Origin of the sequence: Micromonospora sp. CPM1 (genome assembly GCF_023896895.1) — a bacterium.
Classification (GTDB): Bacteria; Actinomycetota; Actinomycetes; order Mycobacteriales; family Micromonosporaceae; genus Micromonospora; species Micromonospora tulbaghiae.
In genome coordinates this window covers 24,479-42,546 of the sequence record NZ_JAMHIU010000029.1, presented here as the reverse complement: position 1 = coordinate 42,546, position 18,068 = coordinate 24,479, and the positions used below count along the sequence as shown (strand labels likewise).

Below are 18,068 nucleotides of genomic sequence, written 5' to 3'. Positions count from 1 at the left end.
CCCGCCGCGAAACAGGACTCCGCAGACCCGTTTTTTCGGTCCGACGACGCGCGTCGATGCCCTGGCCTGGGTCCGGAGCCTCCACAGCGGAGGCGACGAGCCGCAGAGAAGTCGATGATCTACTGGTTAGGGGCGGAACCCGAGGGTACGGGTCCACCCATGCGCGTCCTTGGCATCAACGCGATCTTCCACGACCCGGCCGCCGCCCTGGTGGTCGACGGCCGGGTGGTGGCCGCCGCCGAAGAGGAGCGGTTCAGCCGCCGCAAGCACGGCAAACGGCCGGTGCCGTTCTCCGCGTGGGAGCTGCCCGAGCTGTCCGCCGCATGGTGCCTGGCCAGTGCGGGCATCGACGTCGACCGGCTCGACGCGGTCGCGTACTCCTTCGACCCCGGCCTGTGCCGCGACGCGGCCGAGCTGGGGCTGGCCGACCCGTGGGACGGGTTGCGGGTGGACTACGCGCGGCGCGCGCCGCAGTTCCTCGCCGCCGCGCTGCCCGGCCTCGACCCGGAGAAGGTGCGGTTCGTCCCGCACCACGTGGCGCACGCCGCCTCGGCCGGGCTGGCCGCGCCGCCCGCCGGGGACGACACCGCGGTGCTGGTGCTCGACGGCCGGGGCGAGGTGGCCAGCCACCTGGCCGGCGTCTACCGGGACGGGCGGCTGTCGCCGCTGCGCTCGCAGGAACTGCCCCACTCGCTCGGCCTGCTCTACGAGGACCTGACCCGGCACCTGGGCTTCCTGCACTCCAGCGACGAGTACAAGGTGATGGCGCTGGCCTCGTACGGCACGCCGAAGCACCTGGACGCGCTGCGCGAGCTGGTCCGGGTCACCGACGACGGCGGCTTCCGGGTCGAGCCGATCGACTGGGCGGGCCTGGCCAAGCGCGTCGAGGCGGGGACGGAGCTGGGCGAGGCGCACGCCGACCTGGCCGCCGGCGTGCAGCGGCGGCTGGAGGAGGTCGTGCTCGACCTGGCCCGCTGGCTGCACGACGCCTCCGGCGGCGCCCGCACGCTCGCCATGGCCGGCGGGGTGGCGCTGAACTGCGTGGCGAACGCGCGGATCGCCGCCGAGGGCCCGTACCGCGACGTGTGGGTGCAGCCGGCCGCCGGTGACGCGGGCACGGCGCTCGGCGCGGCGCTGCACGTCGCCGCCGAACTCGGTGACCGGACCGCCCCGATGACCGGGGTGGACCTGGGCCGGGGCTGGTCCGACGAGGAGCTGGAGGCCGAGCTGCGCCGGGCGGCGCTGCCGTACACCCGGCCGGAGTCGATCGCCGCCGAGGCGGCGGAGGTGCTCGCCGGCAACGGCATCGTCGCCTGGTACCAGGGGCGCAGCGAGTACGGCCCGCGCGCGCTCGGCCACCGGTCGCTGCTCGCCCACCCCGGCGACCGGGACACCACCCGCCGGATGAACGACGTGAAGGGCCGGGAGCAGTTCCGCCCGATCGCCCCGATGGTGCGCGCGGAACGCTTCCCGGACGTGTTCGAGGGCGTGTTCCCGAGCCCGTACATGCTGTTCGTGCACCGGGTGAAGCCGCAGTGGCGGGACCGCATCCCGGCCGTCACCCACGTGGACGGCACGGCCCGGGTGCAGACCGTGCACGCGGAGACGGAACCGCTGGTGGCGGAGATGCTGGCCGAGTTCGAGCGGCGTACCGGCCTGCCGGTGGTGGTGAACACGTCGCTGAACACCGCCGGGCGGCCCATGGTGGACACGCCGCGGGAGGCGATGGAGCTGTTCGGCTCGGCGCCGGTGGATCTGCTCGCGCTCGGTCCGTTCGCGGTGCGTCGCCGGGCGTTCGGCGGTGACCGGTGATCAGCCTGGTGGTGCCCACGCTGGGCCGCCCCAGCCTGGCCGCGCTGCTGGACGCGCTCGCCGCCCAACTGGGTGAGAAGAGAAGCGACGCCGCGAGCGACGTCGAGCTGCTGCTGGTCGACGACCGGGGCGAGGACGCCGGGGAGCTGGCCGTGCCGGGGGCGCTGACCGCGTACACGAAGGTGCTGACCGGGCGCGGCGCGGGCCCGGCGGCCGCCCGCAACCTGGGCTGGCGCGCGGCCCGGGGCGAATGGGTGGTCTTCCTCGACGACGACGTGGTGCCGGCGCCGGACTGGGCGGCGCGGATGCGCGCCGACCTGGCCGTGCCCGGCCGGGTCGGCGGCGTGCAGGGCGTGGTGGAGGTGCCGCTGCCTGAGCACCGGCGCCCCACGGACTGGGAACGCGGCACCGCCGGGCTGGCCGACGGGCGGTGGATCACCGCGGACATGGCGTACCGGCGGGCCGCGCTCGCCGCCGTCGGCGGGTTCGACGAGCGGTTCCCGCGCGCCTACCGGGAGGACGCCGAGCTGGCCCACCGGGTCCGGCGCGCCGGCTGGGAGCTGGTGCGCGGCGAACGACGGGTGACCCACCCGGTGCGACCGGAGAGCCGCTGGGTCAGCCTGCGCACGCAGCGCGGCAACGCCGACGACGCGCTGCTGCGCCGCCGCTACGGCCGCCGCTGGCGCACCGACCTGGACCTGCCGCCGGGGCGGCGGCCCCGGCACACGGCGATCACCGCCGCCGGAGCGCTGGCCCTCGCCGCCGTCGCGGCACGCGCCGCCGTCCGGCACCCGGCGCGGCGGGCGCTCGGCGTGGCGGGCGGCCTGGCCGCGCTCGGGTGGGCGGCCGGGACCGCCGAGTTCGCCCGGGCCCGGATCGCACCCGGTCCGCGCACCCCGGACGAGGTCGCCACCATGCTCGTCACCAGCGCGCTCATCCCGCCGCTGGCGACGCTCCACTGGGTACGCGGCTGGTGGCGCGCCCGCGCCGTACCGGCCGGGGACGGCCGCTGATGTCCACCCCCGAGCTGCGGCGCGGGCTGTACGACGCGGTGCTGCTGGACCGCGACGGCACGCTGGTGGAGGACGTGCCGTACAACGGCGACCCGGAGAAGGTACGGCCGGTGCCCGGCGCCCGGGAGGCGCTGGACCGGTTGCGCGCGGCCGGGTTGCGGCTGGCGGTGGTGACGAACCAGTCCGGCCTGGCCCGGGGCCTGTTCACCGAGGCCCAGATGCACGCCGTGCACACCCGGATCGAGGAGTTGCTGGGCCCGTTCGACCACTGGGCGATCTGCCCGCACGACGACGGCGACCGCTGCGCCTGCCGCAAGCCGGCACCCGGCCTGGTGCACGAGGCGGCGCGCGCGCTCGGCACCACGCCGTCCCGGTGCGTGCTCGTCGGCGACATCGGCCGGGACATGACCGCCGCGCTCGCCGCCGGCGCCACTGGTGTGCTGGTACCCACCCCTGTCACCCGGCCCGAGGAGGTGGCCGCCGCGCCGGCCGTGGCCCGGGACCTGCCCGCCGCCGTGGACGAGATCCTGCGCCGGGCGCGGGCGGTCCGGCCGGTGACGCCCCGGACGACCGGCACGGTGCTGGTGGTCCGCAGCGACTCCGCCGGAGACGTGCTGGTGACCGGTCCGGGCATCCGGGCGGTAGCGGCCGGCGCGCGTCGCGTGGTGCTGCTGTGCGGGCCACGCGGCCGGGCCGCCGCCGAACTGCTCCCCGGCGTCGACGAGATCGTCGAGTGGCCCCTGCCCTGGATCGACGGCTCCCCCGCGCCGGTGGACCCGGACGACATACGCCGCCTCACCGACCGGCTCGCGGCGGTACGCGCCGACGAGGCGGTCGTGTTCACCTCCTTCCACCAGACCGCGCTGCCCCTGGCCCTGCTGCTACGCCTGGCCGGCGTGCCCCGGATCAGCGCGATCAGCGACGACTACCCCGGCAGCCTGCTCGACGTGCGCCACCGCGTCCCGGCCGGCGTACCCGAACCCGAACGCGCCCTGTCCCTCGCCGCCGCCGCCGGCTTCGCGCTGCCCGACCACGACGAACCGGCGCTGCGCGTGCGGACCGGGCCGGACCCGGAGCCGCCCGGCGGCGCGTACGTCGTGGTGCACCCCGGCGCGTCGGTGCCCGCCCGGGCCTGCCCGCCGCGGCTCTGGACGCGGATCGTGGCCGCGCTGGCAGCCGACGGCCGGCGGGTGCTGGTGACGGGCGGGCCGGACGAGCGGGAGCTGACCGCGGAGGTGGCCGCCGCCGGAGGCCTGGACCTGGGCGGTACGACGGACCTGGCCGGGCTCGCCCGGCTGCTCACCGGCGCCCGGTGCCTGGTGGTCGGCAACACCGGCCCGGCGCACCTGGCCGCCGCGCTCGGCGTGCCGGTGGTGAGCCTGTTCGCACCCACTGTGCCGTTCGGACAGTGGGGACCGTACCGGGTGCCGACGGTGCGCCTCGGTGACGCGGGCGCCGCGTGCCGGGACACCCGCGCCACGGTCTGCCCGGTTCCCGGGCACCCGTGCCTGAGCGGCGTCGACCCGGGCGCGGTGGTGGCCGCCGTCCGCACGCTGGCCCCCGGCTGACCCGCCCGCGCCGCCGTCGAGCACCGCAACCGTCGCCCCCGAGGAGAGAGATGAACGTACTGCTGTGGCACGTGCACGGCTCCTGGACGACGTCCTTCGTGCACGGTCGGCACCGCTACCTGGTGCCGGTCACCCCGGATCGCGGCCCGTACGGGCTGGGCCGGGCGCGCACCTACCCGTGGCCGGACAGCGCCGTCGAGGTCACCCCCGAGGAACTGCGCGACACCGACGTGGATTTGGTGATCCTACAACGCCCGGAGGAGATCGACCTGGCCGCGGAGTGGCTCGGCCGCCGGCCCGGCCGCGACGTGCCCGCGATCTACGTCGAACACAACACCCCGAAAGGCGACGTGCCGAACACCCGCCACCCGATGGCCGACCGCGACGACCTGCTGCTCACCCACGTCACCGCGTTCAACCAGCTGTTCTGGGACAACGGCGGCACCAGGACCACAGTGGTCGACCACGGCGTCGTACCGCCCGCCGTCGAGTGGACCGGCGAACTCGACCGCCTCGCCGTCGTCACCAACGAGCCGGTACGCCGCTGGCGCGTCACCGGCACCGACCTCATGCCGCGCTTCGCGGCGGTCGCCCCGCTCGACGTGTACGGGATGGGCGTGGCCGGGCTGCCGGACGCGCTCACCGCGGCGGGCTTCCCGGGCCTGCCGGTCACCGGGCACGAAGACCTGCCGCAGCACGCCATGCACGCCGAACTGGCCAAACGGCGCGCCTACCTGCACCTGTGCCGCTGGACCTCACTCGGCCTCAGCCTCATCGAGGCCATGACCATGGGCATGCCCGTGGTGGCACTGGCCACCACGGAAGCGGTGGACGCCGTCCCACCGGACGCCGGGGTGCTGTCCACCCGCGTCGACACGCTCGTGGAGGCGGCGCACTGGCTGACCGAGGACGCCGACGCCGCGTACCGGCTCGGCGCACGGGCACGCGAGGTGGCGAAGGAACGGTTCGGTCTGGACCGCTTCCTCGCCGACTGGGACCGGATCCTGGAGGAGGAGACATGCGCATCGCGATGATTTCCGAGCACGCCAGCCCACTCGCCGCCCTCGGCGAGGAGGACGCGGGCGGCCAGAACACGCACGTGGCGGAACTCGCGTCCGCGCTCACCGGCGCGGGACACGACGTCCGCGTCTACACCCGCCGCGACTCCCCCACGCTGCCCGAGGTGGTCGGCGCGCCGGACGGCTACCAGGTGTGCCACGTGCCGGCCGGTCCCGCCCGGCGGGTGCCGAAGGACGACCTGCTGCCGTACATGGGGGAATTCGGCAGCTGGCTGGCCGACACCTGGCGGCGCGGCGGCTGGACCCCGGACGTGGCGCACGCGCACTTCTGGATGAGCGGACTGGCGACCGTGCACGCGAGCCGCCGCACCGGCGTGCCGACAGTGCTGACGTACCACGCGCTCGGCACCGTGAAGCGCCGCCACCAGGGCGCCCGGGACACCAGTCCACCGGGGCGCGCCGGCTACGAGCGGGCGCTCGGCCGGGCCGTGGACCGGGTCGTCGTGCAGTGCTCGGACGAGGTCGCCGAGCTGGTCCGGATGGGCGTGCCCCGGTCCCGGATGGCGCTGGTCCCGTCCGGCGTCAACGAGGCGGTGTTCCGCCCGGACGGCCCGGTCGCGCCGCGCGACCCGGCGCGCCCGCGCATCCTCACCGTCGGGCGGATGGTCGAACGCAAGGGCTTCCTGGACGTGGTGCGGGCGCTGCCGGCGGTGCCGGACGCCGAGTGCGTCGTGGTCGGCGGCCCGCCGGCCCACCTGCTGCCCGCCGACACGTTCGCCCGCCGGCTGTCCGCGCTCGCCGACTCGTGCGGCGTGGCCGACCGGGTACGGCTGCTCGGCGGCGTGCCGCGCGAGGAGATGGGCGCCTGGTACCGGTCGGCGGACGTGCTCGTGGCCGCCCCCTGGTACGAGCCGTTCGGGCTCACCCCGCTGGAGGGCATGGCCTGCGGCGTGCCGGTGATCGGCACGAACGTGGGCGGCATCGCCGACAGCGTGGTGGACGGGCTCACCGGCGACCTGGTGCCGCCGCGTGACCCCCGCGCGCTCGGCACCGCGCTGCGCCGGCTGCTCGGCGACAACGTGCGCCGGTTCGCGTACGCCACCGCCGCGCTCGACCGCATCCGCAGCCGGTACTCCTGGAAGCGGTGCGCCGAGCAGCTCGGCGCGGTCTACGGCACGCTGACCAGCGCGGCCCGGCCCACACCGGCGGTGGCGTGATGACACATCCCGACCCGCTCGAAACGCACCTGACCGGGCTGGCCGCGGCCCTGCTGCCGTACCGGCGGGAGGCGCAGCGGCTGGCCGCCTGGGGCACGGAACTGGCGTGGACGCTGGCCCGGGGCGGGCGGTTGCTGGTGGCCGGCAACGGCGGCAGCGCCGCCGAGGCCCAGCACCTCACCGCCGAACTCGTCGGCAAACTCCGCCACGACCGCCAACCCCTGTCCGCCATCGCACTGCACGCCGAAACCAGCGCCCTCACCGCCATCGCCAACGACTACGGATACGACGAAACCTTCGCCCGGCAGGTACGCGCCCACGGCCGACCCCACGACATCCTCCTGCTCCTGTCCACCAGCGGCACCAGCACCAACCTCCTCACCGCCGCCCACGCCGCACACCAGACCGGACTGCGCTGCTGGGCCTTCACCGGACCCGCACCCAACCCCCTCGCCGACCTCTGCCACGACGTGCTGGCCGTGCCGTCGCCGGACAGCCAGGTCGTGCAGGAACTGCACCTGGTCTCCACGCACCTGCTGTGCGAGTACGTCGACCAGGCGCTGCCGCTGGTCCGGCACCTCCCGCACGCGCCGTGGCGGCCGGTCGACTCCGTATCGGTGGATCGCACCGGCCGAACGGCGGCCGAGGGCGGGCCGGACCGGGCCGGGTGGGACGGCCTGGTGCTGGCCGCTGTCGACGGCGCGGCACCGTTCGGCGCCAACGGCCACGGCCCGAACGGGCACGGGCCCAACGGGCACGGCACGAACGGGCACGGGCCCAACGGGCACGGCACGAACGGCCACGGGCCCAACGGGCACGGCACGAACGGGCACGGGCCGAACGGGCACGGCCTGCACGGATTCGCGCCGCCGGACGGATGCGCGGCGGACGGACGCGCGGCGAACGGCCGCCGCCGCGACGGCGACACCGGCACCGGCTGGGTGGAGTCGTGAACGGCCCGCTGGTCGTCGTCGGCGACGCGCTGCTGGACCGCGACGTGGACGGCACCGTCAGCCGGGTCTGCCCGGACGCACCGGTGCCGGTGCTCGACGAGCGCACCGCCACCGACCGCCCGGGCGGCGCCGGACTCGCGGCGCTGCTCGCGGCCGCCGACGGCGGCGAGGTCGCGCTCGTCACCGCGCTGGCCGACGACGCCGGTGGCGCGCGCCTGGCGGAGCTGCTGACCGGCGCGGGCGTCGCGCTCTACCCGATGCGCCTGCCCGGCGCGACAGCGGAGAAGATCCGGCTGCGGGCCGGCGGGCAGACGCTGCTGCGACTGGACCGCGGCGGCGACCCGCAGCAGCCGGGAGAGCCGTCGCAGGCGGTCCGGGAGCTGCTCGGCCGCGCCGGCGCGATCCTGGTCAGCGACTACGGGCGCGGCCTGCTGCGCCAGCCGGCACTGCGGGCCGCGCTGGCCGAGGCGACCGCGCCGGTGGTCTGGGATCCGCACCCGCGCGGCCCCGCCCCGGTGCCCGGCACCCGGCTGACCACACCGAACCTCGACGAGCTGCGCCGGGTCACCGGCGACGCGGGCGGCGGCTCGCCGCTCACCACCGCCACCCGGGCCGGGCAGGAGCTGCGCCACCGGTGGCGGGTCGGCGCGGTGGCGGTGACCATGGGCCCGGACGGCGCGGTGCTGTGCCACGGCGGCGCCACCTCGCTGGCGCTGCCCCCGTCGTCGGTGCCGGAGCACGTCGACGACACCTGCGGCGCGGGCGACCGGTTCGCCGCTGCCGCGGCACGGGCGCTCGGCGACGGCGCGCCGGTCGCCGAGGCGGTCCGCGCGGCGGTGGAGGCCGCGTCGGCGTACGTGGCGGCGGGCGGGGCCGCCGGACTGCGCCGGGAACACGAACCGGCCCCGCGGGATCCGGCGCGCGCCGCCGAGGACCTGATCGCCGGGGTACGCGCCGACGGCGGCACCGTGGTCGCCACCGGCGGCTGCTTCGACATCCTGCACGCCGGGCACCTGTCCACGCTGCGCGCGGCCCGCCGCCTCGGTGACTGCCTGGTCGTCTGCCTCAACTCCGACGCGAGCGTGCGCGGGCTCAAGGGACCGGAGCGCCCGGTCAACCCGGCCGAGGACCGGGCCCGGCTGCTGGCGGCGCTGGACTGCGTCGACGCGGTGGTGGTCTTCGACGAGCCGACTCCGCACCAGGTGCTGGCCCGGCTGCGGCCGGACGTCTGGGTCAAGGGCGGCGACTACGGCGACGTGGAGCTGCCCGAGGCGGAACTGGTACGCCGCTGGGGCGGCCGGGTGGTCACCGTCCCCTACCTGTCCGGCCGGTCCACCACCGGCACCATCTCCGCCGCGCGCCAGCGCGGCCTGCACCTGGTCCGAACAGTGGTCTGAACGAGCGAGAAGGAGTCCGGCATGAGCAGGGACATCAACGGCCAGGCGGTGCTCGTCACCGGTGGCGCGAGCGGGCTCGGCGCGGCGGTCGTGGCGGCGGTGGCCAAGGCCGGCGGGCGGCCGTACGTGCTGGACCGCCGCGCGCCCGCCGACGGCGTGCCCTGGGTCGAGTGCGACCTGGCCGACAGCCGCGCCGCCGAGGCGGCCACCCGGCGGATCGCCGAGCAGGCCGGTGAGCTGACCGGCGTGGTGACCGCCGCCGGCATGGACGTGCCGGGGCGGCTGGGCGACGTCGACGGCGCGGTCTGGGACCGGATCGTGGCGATCAACCTGCTCGGCACCGCCGCGGTGATCCGGGCCGCGCTGCCCGAGCTGGAACGCGCGCACGGCACTGTGGTCACCGTGGCGTCGACGCTGGGCGTGAAGGCGGTGAGCGACGCGACGGCGTACTGCGCGGCGAAGTTCGGGGTGGTCGGCTTCACCCGGGCGCTCGCCGCCGAACTGGCCGGCTCGGTGGGCGTGACGCTGCTGGTCCCGGGCGGGATGCGGACCGCGTTCTTCGACGAGCGGGACGAGAAGTACAAGCCCGGTCCGGACGCGATCCTCAACGACCCGGCGGACACCGCCGAGGCGGTGATGTTCGCGTTGACCCAGCCGCCCGGCTGTGCGGTACGCGAGCTGGTGGTCTGCGCCGAGCAGGAGTCGTCGTACCCGTGATCCTCGTGCTGCGCGCGCTCGGCGTCGGCGACCTCGCGACCGGGGTGCCGGCGCTGCGCGCGCTGCGTGCCGCGTACCCCGGGAAGGAGCTGGCGCTGGTCGCGCCGCGCTGGCTGGCACCGCTGGTCGGGCTGGTGGGCGGCGTGGACCGGCAGGTCCACGCGGACGGGCTGGGGCCGCTGCCCTGGTCCGGGCCGCCGCCGGAGACGGCGGTCAACCTGCACGGCCGGGGCCCGCAGTCGCATCTGGTGCTGACCGCGCTGCGGCCGGGCCGGCTGCTGGCCTTCGCCAGCCCGGAGGCGGGCGTGCCGGACGGGCCGCCGTGGCGGGCCGACGAGCACGAGGTGGACCGCTGGTGCCGGATGCTGGCCTGGTACGGCGTGCCCGCCGACCGCGCCGACCTGGCGTTGCGCCGCCCGGCGCCGGACGGGTTCCCGGCCGGCGTGACGATCGTGCATCCCGGGGCGAAGGCGGCGCAGCGGCGCTGGCCGGTGGCGCGCTTCGCGGCGGTGGCCCGGGAGCTGGCCGGGCGCGGGCACCGGGTGGTGGTGACCGGCAGCCCGGCCGAACGAGGGCTGGCGACGGCGGTGGCCCGGGCCGCCGGGCTGCCCGGCGACGCGGTGCTGGCCGGGGCGACCGACGTGGGCGAGCTGGCCGCGCTCGTCGCGTACGCCCGGCTGGTGCTCTGCGGCGACACCGGCACCGGGCATCTGGCGACCGCCTACGCCACCCCGTCGGTGCTGCTGTTCGGCCCGGTGCCGCCGTCGTGGTGGGGGCCGCCGCCGGACCGGCCGTGGCACGAGGCGCTGTGGGCCGGTCCGCGTCCGGCCGCCGGGGACGAGGAGGTGCACCCGGCGCTCGCCGCGCTGGACGTGCCGGACGTGCTGGCCGCCGTGGACCGGGTGGAACGGGCCGCCCGGCACCGCCCACGCGTGCCGGTGCAGCGGGCGCGGACACCCCTTACTACCCGCCGGTAGGTTAGGGCCGTAGGCTTGCCCGGGTGAGCGGGGACTACACCCAGGAGTACGTGGACGTCGACGGTGCGCGCATCGGCGTGCAGGTCTACCCGGAGCCGGCCGGTCCGCCCGGCGCGCCGGTGGTGCTGATCTGGCCCGCGATGGGCGTGCGCGCCCGCTACTACCGGCCGTTCGCCGCCGCGCTGCGCGACGCCGGGCTGGCGGTGATCGTGGCCGACCTGCGCGGCACCGGCGAGAGCACCCCCGCGCCGTCGCGCGCCTGCCGGTACGGCTACCAGGAGATGGCCGCCGACATCGGCGCCGTGCTCGACGCGCTCAAGCCCCGGCTGGACGGCCGCACCCGGCTGCTGCTCGGGCACTCACTCGGCGGTCAGGTCGCGGTGCTGCACCAGGCGCTGCACGACGACGGCCGGGTGGACGGGCTGGCGCTGGTGGCGGTGGGGCTGCCGTGGTGGCGGCGGTACCCGGGCCGGCGCGGGTGGGGCGTGCTGCCGTACACCCAGGGGATCGCGGCGACGGCCCGGCTCCTCGGCGTCTGGCCCGGCTGGGGCTTCGGCGGCCGGCAGGCCGCCGGCGTGATCCGGGACTGGGCGCACACCGCCCGCACCGGCCGGTTCCCGGCGCTGGACGGGGTGGACACGGAGGCCGCCGTGCGGCGGATCCGGACGCCCGTGCTCGCGGTCAGCGTGGACGACGACCAGTACACGCCGCACGAGACGCTCGACCACCTGTGCGAGAAGCTGGCCGAGGCACCCGTGACGCGGCACCGCTACACCGTCGCCGAAGCGGGCGCGCCGCTGGACCACTTCACCTGGGTACGCGCGTCGGGTCCCCTGGCCGCCCGGATCGCCGCGTTCGCCGGCACGCTCCCCCGGCGCTGAACCCTCCTCCTCCCCGCCACGCCGGGCGTGAGTCGCCCGATCGTGGGTATGCCGCACCGCCCGAACACGGCGGAGGGGGATCTGATGTCAGAACGGCACACCACGCTGCGCTCGATGCACGACCTGGGCCTGGCGGCCTGGTTCGGCGGTTCCCTGATGGGGGCGCTGGGCGTCAACGGCGCGGCGGCACGGATCAACGACACGACGGAGCGGCTGCCGGTGGCCTCGGCCGGCTGGGCGCGGTGGACGCCCGTCAACGCGGCGGCGATCGGCGCGCACCTGGCCGGCGCGGTCGGTGAACTCGTCACCGAGAGCCCGCGGATGGCCCGCCAGGCGGGCGTGGGACGGGTCAGCGCGGTGAAGACCGCGCTGACGGTCGGCGCGCTGGCGGTGACCGGCTACAGCCGGCTGGTCGGCATGCGGCTGGAGAAGGCCGGCGGGCCGCCGGTCGAGGGGACCACCGAGCCCAACCACCACACCCCGGCCAACGTCGCCGCCAGCCAGCGGCAGATGAAGCTGCTCCAGTGGGCGGTCCCGGCACTGACCGGCGCGCTGGTCGTGGTGTCGGCGTACATGGGTGAGCAGCAGAAACCGGGCCAGGTGTTCCGGGGCATGCTGGACCGCGCGGGCGGGATCATGTCCGCGCCGAAGCACATCGGCAAGGTGGCCACCATGGGCGCCGCCGGACGTTCCCTGGTCGGAGCGGCCCGTTGACCACCGCGCGGCCGGCGACCCACATCGGGGTGGGCCACCGGCCGCGCGGTGCACCGGGACAGGCCGTCCGTCGGCGGGCGGCACGGACATCAGCAGCCAGGCGAGGTGACCATGACCAGCAGGGACCGGCCGGGTACGGGTGACGGGCGAGGGCCGGAGTCGGCCGCGCCGTGGGGCACCACCGACGGGTTCGACGCCGACCCGCCGTGGGGCGCCGGCGACAGCGACCCGATGGACGAGGGCAGCGAGGAGACCGCCGTACCCGAGGGGCGGCTCGGCGAACGCCGGGCGGCCGGCGCCGGGCCGGGCGGGCCGAAGGCGGGCCGGCACGGGTTCGGATCCGTGGAACCGACCCGGACGCCCGAGGCCGGGCCGGGCGCGCCGCCCGATCCGGCCCCGTCGGGGCGGACGTTCCCGGACGACAGCGCGGACGGCGACCTCGGCGACAACGCGCTGGAGGAGGCCACCGGGATGCACCCGGAGACGCGTCCCTAGCTCAGGAGCCGGTGCCGTCCTCACCCGGCCGGCCCGGCGCCGACGGCTCGTTGTCCGGCACCGGTGACTCGGCCACCGGGTGCCCGGTGTCGTCGACCAGGCCCGGCGCCATGCTGCCGCCGTGCGCCTCCTCGGCCTCCCGGGTCGCTCGCGGGTCCCGCTCGTCCTCGCCGCGCCGCTTCTCCACAGATCCCCCTTCGCGCTCGTCCATGCACCCGGCGGTACCCGGACGACGGCTGAGGAAACGTCAGGCGCGCGCGGCGGCGGGCGCGACGCCGAGCAGGTCGGCCAGGCGGGCGGCGTCGCGCTGGGCCTGGTCGCCGCAGCAGTTGTTCATCAGCACGTGCAGCTCGGCGCACTGGTCGGCCAGCTCGCGCAGCAGCACCGACCAGCGCCGCAGCTCCCCCTCGCCGTAGGCGTACCGGAACCGCTCCTGCTTGTCGCCGCTCTCCCAGGCCGTGCTGTGCCCGTGGAACCGGATCACGGCCAGGTCGGTGGTGGCGACCAGGATCGGCGGCACCGAGGAGACGTGCCCCTGCGGCATGTCCACACAGGCGTACCCGAGGTCGTGCTCACGCAGGAACGTGACGGTGTCGGCCATCGCGTCCCCGTCGAACCAGGACGAGTGCCGCAGCTCGACCGTCACCGGCCAGGGGCGGCAGCGCCGCGCGGCGTCCAGGATCCGCCGCCGGGCCGCCTCGCCGCGGGCCAGCCACGGCGGGAACTGCAACAGCACGGCACCGAGCCGGTCGGCCGCCGCGAGCGGCGCCAGCGCCGCGTGGAACCGGTCCCACAACTCGTCGTACGCCCCGGCGGGCAGGTCGCGCCAGCGGATCCGGCTCGGGCCACCTTCCGGACGCAGGTCGCGGGGCAGCGCGTCGACCGGCGTGTGGTGACCGGTGAACAGCCGGAACGCCTTGACGTCGAAGGTGAACCCGTCCGGGGTCGCCTCCGCCCAGCCCGCCGTGGTCTCCGGCACCGGCACGGCGTAGTACGACGTGTCCACCTCGACCAGTCCGAACCGCTCGGCGTACCAGCCGAGCCGCCCGGCGGGTGTGTTGACCCCACGCGGATACCAGCCGGAGCGGACCAGCATCTGGTCGGCCCACGAGGACGTGCCCACCTTGATGACACCCATGTAATTCAGTTCACCGCGACCGCGGGACATCGGCAACCGGAGATGCCCTCCGGGCCGTCACCGGCACCGGGTGACCGACCTCACCGTGGGCCGGACGTGCCGGAGTGTGACGCCCGGCCGGGTGGCGGCGCTGAGGGTCACGAGATGGACGCATCCGGCCTGGACCAGGAAACCGTCGAGCGGCTGCTCGCCGGCCGCTCCGGCGACACGCCGTCCGCCCCGCCGGGGCTGGCCGCCGTGCTGGACGCGGTCCGCGCCGCTCCCGGCACGGGCGAACTCGACGGCGAGGCGGCCGCCGTCGCGGCGTTCCGGTCGGCCCGGCGGATGCGCCGCAGCGGTGCCCGGTTCGGCGTCCCGGCCCGGTTCGGTGTCCGGCTGGCGGTGACCGCGATCGCCGCGTCCCTCACCGGCGGCGTCGCGCTCGCCGCGACCGGGAACCTGCCGCGCGCCGTCCGACCGGCGGCGCCGCCGGTCGTCACCGCACCGCCCACGCCGCCGGACCGCCCGAGCCCGCCGGCCCACTCGCCGGTGCCCGGGACACCACAGCCGTCCGAACCGTCCGGCCTGTGCGTCGCGTACCGGGCCGTCGCCGAGCCGGACCGGGGCCACGCCCTGGGCACGCCCGCCTTCGGCGACCTCGTCAGCGCCGCCGGGGGCCGCGACCGCGTGCCGGACTACTGCGCCGGGCTCCTGGGCGACGACGATCCGCCGGGGAAGTCCGGCGAGGAGCGGGGCGGCGGCAGGACCGAGCACCCGGTCCGCCCGGGCGGCACGCCGCCGGGCGTGGGCGACACGCCACCGGGCGTGGACGGCCCCGCCCCCGAGCACGCCGGGCCGCCGTCCGGCACCCCGCCCGGGCGGCGTAACGGCTGACGACCGGCTGGTAACTTGCCCCCCCGTGACCCCCCGGCGTCGCCTACCGGCGATCCTCCTCCGCCTCGCCGTGGTGCTCGCCGTGCTGGCCGGCATCGTGCTCACCGCGCTCGGTCCGGCCACCGTGACCGGCCTGCTGCCGTACTTCACCATCCAGAGCAACGTGGCGGTCGGCGTCCTCGCCGGGTACGGCGCCTGGTGCGCGCTGCGCGACCGGCCGGAGCCGCCGAGCGTCCTCAAGGGCGCGGTGACCCTCTACATCACCATCACCGGCACCGTCTACCACCTGGTGCTGGCCAACCCGGCCAGCCCGTTCGCCATGGCCCAGCCGGACCGGCAACCGGGTGAGTGGTGGGGCAACCAGCTCCTGCACACAGTGGTGCCGCTGCTGGCGGTCGCCGACTGGGCGCTGTTCGACAGGCGCGGCCGGCTTCGCCCCCGGTACGCCGCCTGGTGGCTGGCGTTCCCGGTCGGGTACCTCGTCTTCGCGCTGGTACGCGGCCTGATCGTGGGCAGCTACCCGTACCCGTTCATCGACGCGGGCGAGCTGGGCTACGACGGGGTCGCGGTCAGCGCGGTCGGCTTCGCCGCGGTGTTCTGGCTGCTGGGCCTGCTGTTCGTGGGCGTGGACCGGCTGCTCGCCCGGGCCGGGCGCACCGAGCCGGCGGAGCCGCCGGCCGCGGCCGAACCGGTGGAGCCCCCGGTGGCCCAGCGGGAGACCAGCGGCTCGGGCTGAGCGGCGAGCGGGTCACGCGGCCCGGTGGGTGGGCTGACCCGCGCGCATCCGCCGGCCCGCGCCGCGTTCCCGGCCGTACGAGTCGGCCCGTCCCCACCGGCCCGGCACGTCGAGCAGCTCGATCCGCCCGAACCCGGTCGGGATCGCTGGGTTCACCAGCAGGTTCTCCCCGCACGGGCGCAGCCCCAGCATGGTCCCCAGCAGCATCAGCAGCCCACCCGAGGCCCACGACTGCGGCCGCCCGGCCTCCGGCAACTGGACCGGGTACTTGGTCAACGCGCGGGGGTAGCCGGCGATCACCTCCGGGACCGACCCGCCGAGCGTCTCCGCCATCGCGAACACACCGGCGGCGATGTCGGCCGCCTCCTTGTCGAAGCCGTACCGCCGCAGGCCCGCCGCGACGATCGCGTTGTCCGACGGCCAGACCGCGCCGAGGTGCGCGCCGACCGGGTTGTACGGCCGCTGCCCCTGCGCGTAGGTGCGCACGCCCCAGCCGGAGAACAGGTCCGGCCCGCGCAGGTGCGCGGCCAGCGCGCCGGCCCGGTCCGGCTCCACGATGCCGCTCCACAGCAGGTGCCCCAGATGCGAGGTGAGCGCGTCGACCGGCTCGCCGTCGGGGGTGAGCGCCAGCGCGTAGTAGCCCTGCTTCGGCAGCCAGAAATCACTGTCGAACCGTTCCCGCAGCCGCGCCGCGTCGGCCTCCAGGCGCTGCGCGTAGCCCGGGTCGCTCCAGAACTCCCGGGCCAGGCGGGCGCCCCGGATCCGCGCGTCGTACGCGTACCCCTGAAGCTCGCACGTGGCGCGCGGGTACGGCGGCTCCGCGCCGTACCGGTCGACGATCGCCTCCGGGGAGTTGCGCCAGGTCTGGTTGGCGACCCCGTTGTCGGTGTTGCGCGGCCGGTAGCGCAGGTAGCCGTCGCCGCACTGGTCGCCGTAGCGGGTCAGCCAGTCCAGCGCCATCCGGGCCGGGTGCCGCAGCTCGTGGACCAGGTCGGCGTCACCGGTCCAGCGCTCGTACTCGTCGAGCAGGATCACGAACAGCGGCGTGGTGTCGGCCGCGCCGTAGTAGATCGCGGTGGGCTGCTCGTCGAACGCGGCCGCCTCGCCGTACCGCAGCTCGGCGACGATCTTGCCGGGCTCCTCCTCGTGCCGGTCGTCGAGCCGGCCGCCCTGCAACATCGCCAGCATGTGCAGCGTGGCCGGGGTCAGCTCGGGCGTGAACGGCAGCGTCTGGAGGCAGGTGAACAGCGCGTCGCGCCCGTACAGCGTCATCGCCCAGGGCATCCCGCCGACCGGCACCGGGTCGGTGTAGGCCAGCGGCATGTAGCGCAGCGCGGCCAGGTCGGTCAGGGCCTGCCGGTAGACGGCGGTGAGCGCGGGCCGGTCGGAGACCAGGTGCGGCGCCCGCTCGTACCACCGTTCGAGATCCCCGCGCATGTCCTGCCGGACGTGCTGCCGGTGCGACTCGATGTCGGCCCGCAGGTCCCGCCCTCCCGCGCCCTGGATGATCATGGCGACGTGCAGGTCGACGTGCCACTCACCCTGCGGCTCGACGCGGATCCGGAAGGTCATCCCCCGCGCGTCCACCTCGGCCGGGGCGGTGCTGGAGACGCACGTCTCCCGGACGAACCGCCCGCGCTCGTACCGGATCCGCAACCGCCGCCCCTCCGGATCGGGGACGACGGTGGGGCGGCGCGGGCCGGGGCGCAGGATCTCGGAGGTGTCGGCGAAGTCGCCCGCCATCTCCATCCGCACCGTGTACTCGGCGGGTTCGGCCGAGTGGTTCAGCACCGTGAGGCTCTCGTGGTACGCCTCGTCGATCGAGCGGTGCCGGATCACCGAGACGTCGGCGTCCACGTAGTGGCTGGCCGCGCCCGGCACCAGCACGAAGCGGGTCTCGAAGTAGGTCAGGTCGTCGCGGGACAACGCGTGCAGCCGCTCGCCGTCGATCGTGAGCACCCAGTGGGACAGGAACCGGGTGTCGAAGGAGAACAGGCCGATCGGGGCGGACGGGTCGCGTTCCATGTCGCCCTGCGCGTCGCTCAACGCGAACGCGTTGCCGGCGAGGACGTGGACCAGCTCCTGCCTCATCGGGCCGCCGCCCGCTCGCCGGGCACGTCGCGGGGATCACGGGCGTCCGGCGGGCCGGGAAAGATCCGGCGCAGCGTCATCAGCAGCTTCAGTTCGCCCCGCGCGGCGAGGTCGTTGCGCAGCAGCGCGGCGGCCGGGTGCAGGCGCCCCGCCGCGATCCGGTCGAACACCTCCCGGTTCGCGCCGACCACCAGGTCCGCCTCCTCGGCCAGGCGCTCCACCCGGACGTCCTGCCGGTCGATGGTCAGGTACCAGTGCTCGGTGTGCCCGTCGTCGCGCAGGTCCAGGCGGATGGTGCCGGAGGTGGTCTCGGGCAGCTCCGGGTGCCGGCCGGCGGTCCCGCGGGCCAGGTGTTCCACGGCCGAGACGCTCATCGGGCCCTCCTCGTCGGTGGTCGCGGCCGCCCGCCTGCCGGCGCCGCTCGTCCCGCAGCGTCCCCGCGCTGCGGGTGAGGCGAACTCACCCGG

At 76.2% G+C, this 18,068-nt stretch carries 17 protein-coding genes and 1 pseudogene; 14 read left to right on the top strand and 4 right to left on the bottom strand.

From position 1 onward, the window contains the following. The first annotated feature begins 159 nt into the window (after positions 1–159). The 12 genes and pseudogenes from M8C11_RS26735 to M8C11_RS26680 all read left to right on the top strand — a co-directional run bounded on the left by M8C11_RS26735 (position 160) and on the right by M8C11_RS26680 (position 12,763). Positions 160–1,812 carry a carbamoyltransferase C-terminal domain-containing protein gene (locus M8C11_RS26735; RefSeq protein WP_252454098.1) on the top strand — a complete coding sequence of 551 codons (1,653 nt, stop codon included), beginning with the start codon at positions 160–162 and terminating at the stop codon, positions 1,810–1,812. Beyond that, positions 1,809–2,825 carry a glycosyltransferase family 2 protein gene (locus tag M8C11_RS26730; protein ID WP_252454096.1) on the top strand — a complete coding sequence of 339 codons (1,017 nt, stop codon included), beginning with the start codon at positions 1,809–1,811 and terminating at the stop codon, positions 2,823–2,825. Before M8C11_RS26735 ends, M8C11_RS26730 begins: the two co-directional genes overlap by 4 nt. After that, positions 2,825–4,393 carry an HAD-IIIA family hydrolase gene (locus M8C11_RS26725; RefSeq protein ID WP_252454094.1) on the top strand — a complete coding sequence of 523 codons (1,569 nt, stop codon included), beginning with the start codon at positions 2,825–2,827 and terminating at the stop codon, positions 4,391–4,393. The genes M8C11_RS26730 and M8C11_RS26725 overlap by 1 nt, the downstream gene beginning before the upstream one ends. A 50-nt stretch (positions 4,394–4,443) precedes the next feature. Further along, positions 4,444–5,427, top strand: coding sequence for a glycosyltransferase (locus M8C11_RS26720; protein ID WP_252454092.1), 984 nt, complete (start codon positions 4,444–4,446; stop codon positions 5,425–5,427). Then, positions 5,412–6,629 carry a glycosyltransferase gene (locus M8C11_RS26715; RefSeq protein WP_120570735.1) on the top strand — a complete coding sequence of 406 codons (1,218 nt, stop codon included), beginning with the start codon at positions 5,412–5,414 and terminating at the stop codon, positions 6,627–6,629. Before M8C11_RS26720 ends, M8C11_RS26715 begins: the two co-directional genes overlap by 16 nt. Next, positions 6,629–7,201: pseudogene (locus M8C11_RS26710) on the top strand (SIS domain-containing protein); the annotation flags it as partial. The gene M8C11_RS26715 and the pseudogene M8C11_RS26710, both read left to right, overlap by 1 nt. Before the next feature lie 377 nt (positions 7,202–7,578). After that, positions 7,579–8,979 (top strand): D-glycero-beta-D-manno-heptose 1-phosphate adenylyltransferase, encoded by a 1,401-nt coding sequence (gene rfaE2, locus M8C11_RS26705; protein ID WP_252454090.1) that lies wholly within the window; start codon positions 7,579–7,581, stop codon positions 8,977–8,979. Between the two features lie 21 nt (positions 8,980–9,000). Then, the gene (locus tag M8C11_RS26700) at positions 9,001–9,696 is read left to right on the top strand and encodes an SDR family oxidoreductase (RefSeq protein WP_120570736.1); all 696 of its coding nucleotides are present in this window, start codon (positions 9,001–9,003) and stop codon (positions 9,694–9,696) included. Continuing rightward, the gene (locus M8C11_RS26695) at positions 9,693–10,673 is read left to right on the top strand and encodes a glycosyltransferase family 9 protein (protein ID WP_252454088.1); all 981 of its coding nucleotides are present in this window, start codon (positions 9,693–9,695) and stop codon (positions 10,671–10,673) included. Before M8C11_RS26700 ends, M8C11_RS26695 begins: the two co-directional genes overlap by 4 nt. A 23-nt stretch (positions 10,674–10,696) precedes the next feature. Further along, entirely contained in the window at positions 10,697–11,554 is an 858-nt protein-coding gene (locus M8C11_RS26690; protein ID WP_252454086.1) for an alpha/beta fold hydrolase, read from the top strand. An 84-nt stretch (positions 11,555–11,638) separates the two neighbouring features. Continuing rightward, positions 11,639–12,268: a hypothetical protein gene (locus tag M8C11_RS26685; RefSeq protein WP_252454084.1), complete on the top strand. Its 630-nt coding sequence runs from the start codon at positions 11,639–11,641 to the stop codon at positions 12,266–12,268. A 111-nt stretch (positions 12,269–12,379) separates the two neighbouring features. Next, positions 12,380–12,763 (top strand): hypothetical protein, encoded by a 384-nt coding sequence (locus M8C11_RS26680; protein WP_120573875.1) that lies wholly within the window; start codon positions 12,380–12,382, stop codon positions 12,761–12,763. 1 nt (position 12,764) lies between these two features. Here the strand turns inward: M8C11_RS26680 and M8C11_RS26675 are convergent, their stop codons facing one another. Beyond that, positions 12,765–12,950 (bottom strand): GTPase activator, encoded by a 186-nt coding sequence (locus tag M8C11_RS26675; RefSeq protein WP_252454082.1) that lies wholly within the window; start codon positions 12,948–12,950, stop codon positions 12,765–12,767. Between the two features lie 60 nt (positions 12,951–13,010). After that, complete coding sequence (locus M8C11_RS26670; RefSeq protein WP_252454080.1) at positions 13,011–13,901, bottom strand: DUF72 domain-containing protein; 891 nt, start codon at positions 13,899–13,901, stop codon at positions 13,011–13,013. 144 nt (positions 13,902–14,045) lie between these two features. On the opposite strand from M8C11_RS26670, the gene M8C11_RS26665 reads away from it, so the two are divergent. Beyond that, entirely contained in the window at positions 14,046–14,774 is a 729-nt protein-coding gene (locus tag M8C11_RS26665; protein WP_252454078.1) for a hypothetical protein, read from the top strand. 25 nt (positions 14,775–14,799) lie between these two features. Next, complete coding sequence (locus tag M8C11_RS26660) at positions 14,800–15,510, top strand: Pr6Pr family membrane protein (RefSeq protein ID WP_252454076.1); 711 nt, start codon at positions 14,800–14,802, stop codon at positions 15,508–15,510. Between the two features lie 12 nt (positions 15,511–15,522). Here M8C11_RS26660 and M8C11_RS26655 read toward each other — a convergent pair whose 3' ends face one another. Then, a complete protein-coding gene (locus M8C11_RS26655) occupies positions 15,523–17,601 on the bottom strand; it encodes a glycogen debranching N-terminal domain-containing protein (RefSeq protein WP_252454074.1) in 2,079 nt (692 codons plus the stop codon). Continuing rightward, a complete protein-coding gene (locus tag M8C11_RS26650; protein ID WP_120570744.1) occupies positions 17,598–17,975 on the bottom strand; it encodes an SCP2 sterol-binding domain-containing protein in 378 nt (125 codons plus the stop codon). Before M8C11_RS26650 ends, M8C11_RS26655 begins: the two co-directional genes overlap by 4 nt. Positions 17,976–18,068: the final 93 nt, after the last annotated feature.

Bases quoted from the DNA above. Each gene is read 5' to 3' on its own strand.
- M8C11_RS26735 (WP_252454098.1), top strand. From the start codon at position 160: ATGCGCGTCCTTGGCATCAACGCGATCTTCCACGACCCGGCCGCCGCC.
- M8C11_RS26725 (WP_252454094.1), top strand. From the start codon at position 2,825: ATGTCCACCCCCGAGCTGCGGCGCGGGCTGTACGACGCGGTGCTGCTG.
- M8C11_RS26720 (WP_252454092.1), top strand. From the start codon at position 4,444: ATGAACGTACTGCTGTGGCACGTGCACGGCTCCTGGACGACGTCCTTC.
- M8C11_RS26715 (WP_120570735.1), top strand. From the start codon at position 5,412: ATGCGCATCGCGATGATTTCCGAGCACGCCAGCCCACTCGCCGCCCTC.
- M8C11_RS26700 (WP_120570736.1), top strand. From the start codon at position 9,001: ATGAGCAGGGACATCAACGGCCAGGCGGTGCTCGTCACCGGTGGCGCG.
- M8C11_RS26685 (WP_252454084.1), top strand. From the start codon at position 11,639: ATGTCAGAACGGCACACCACGCTGCGCTCGATGCACGACCTGGGCCTG.
- M8C11_RS26680 (WP_120573875.1), top strand. From the start codon at position 12,380: ATGACCAGCAGGGACCGGCCGGGTACGGGTGACGGGCGAGGGCCGGAG.
- M8C11_RS26670 (WP_252454080.1), bottom strand. From the start codon at position 13,901: ATGGGTGTCATCAAGGTGGGCACGTCCTCGTGGGCCGACCAGATGCTG.
- M8C11_RS26665 (WP_252454078.1), top strand. From the start codon at position 14,046: ATGGACGCATCCGGCCTGGACCAGGAAACCGTCGAGCGGCTGCTCGCC.
- M8C11_RS26655 (WP_252454074.1), bottom strand. From the start codon at position 17,601: ATGAGGCAGGAGCTGGTCCACGTCCTCGCCGGCAACGCGTTCGCGTTG.
- M8C11_RS26650 (WP_120570744.1), bottom strand. From the start codon at position 17,975: ATGAGCGTCTCGGCCGTGGAACACCTGGCCCGCGGGACCGCCGGCCGG.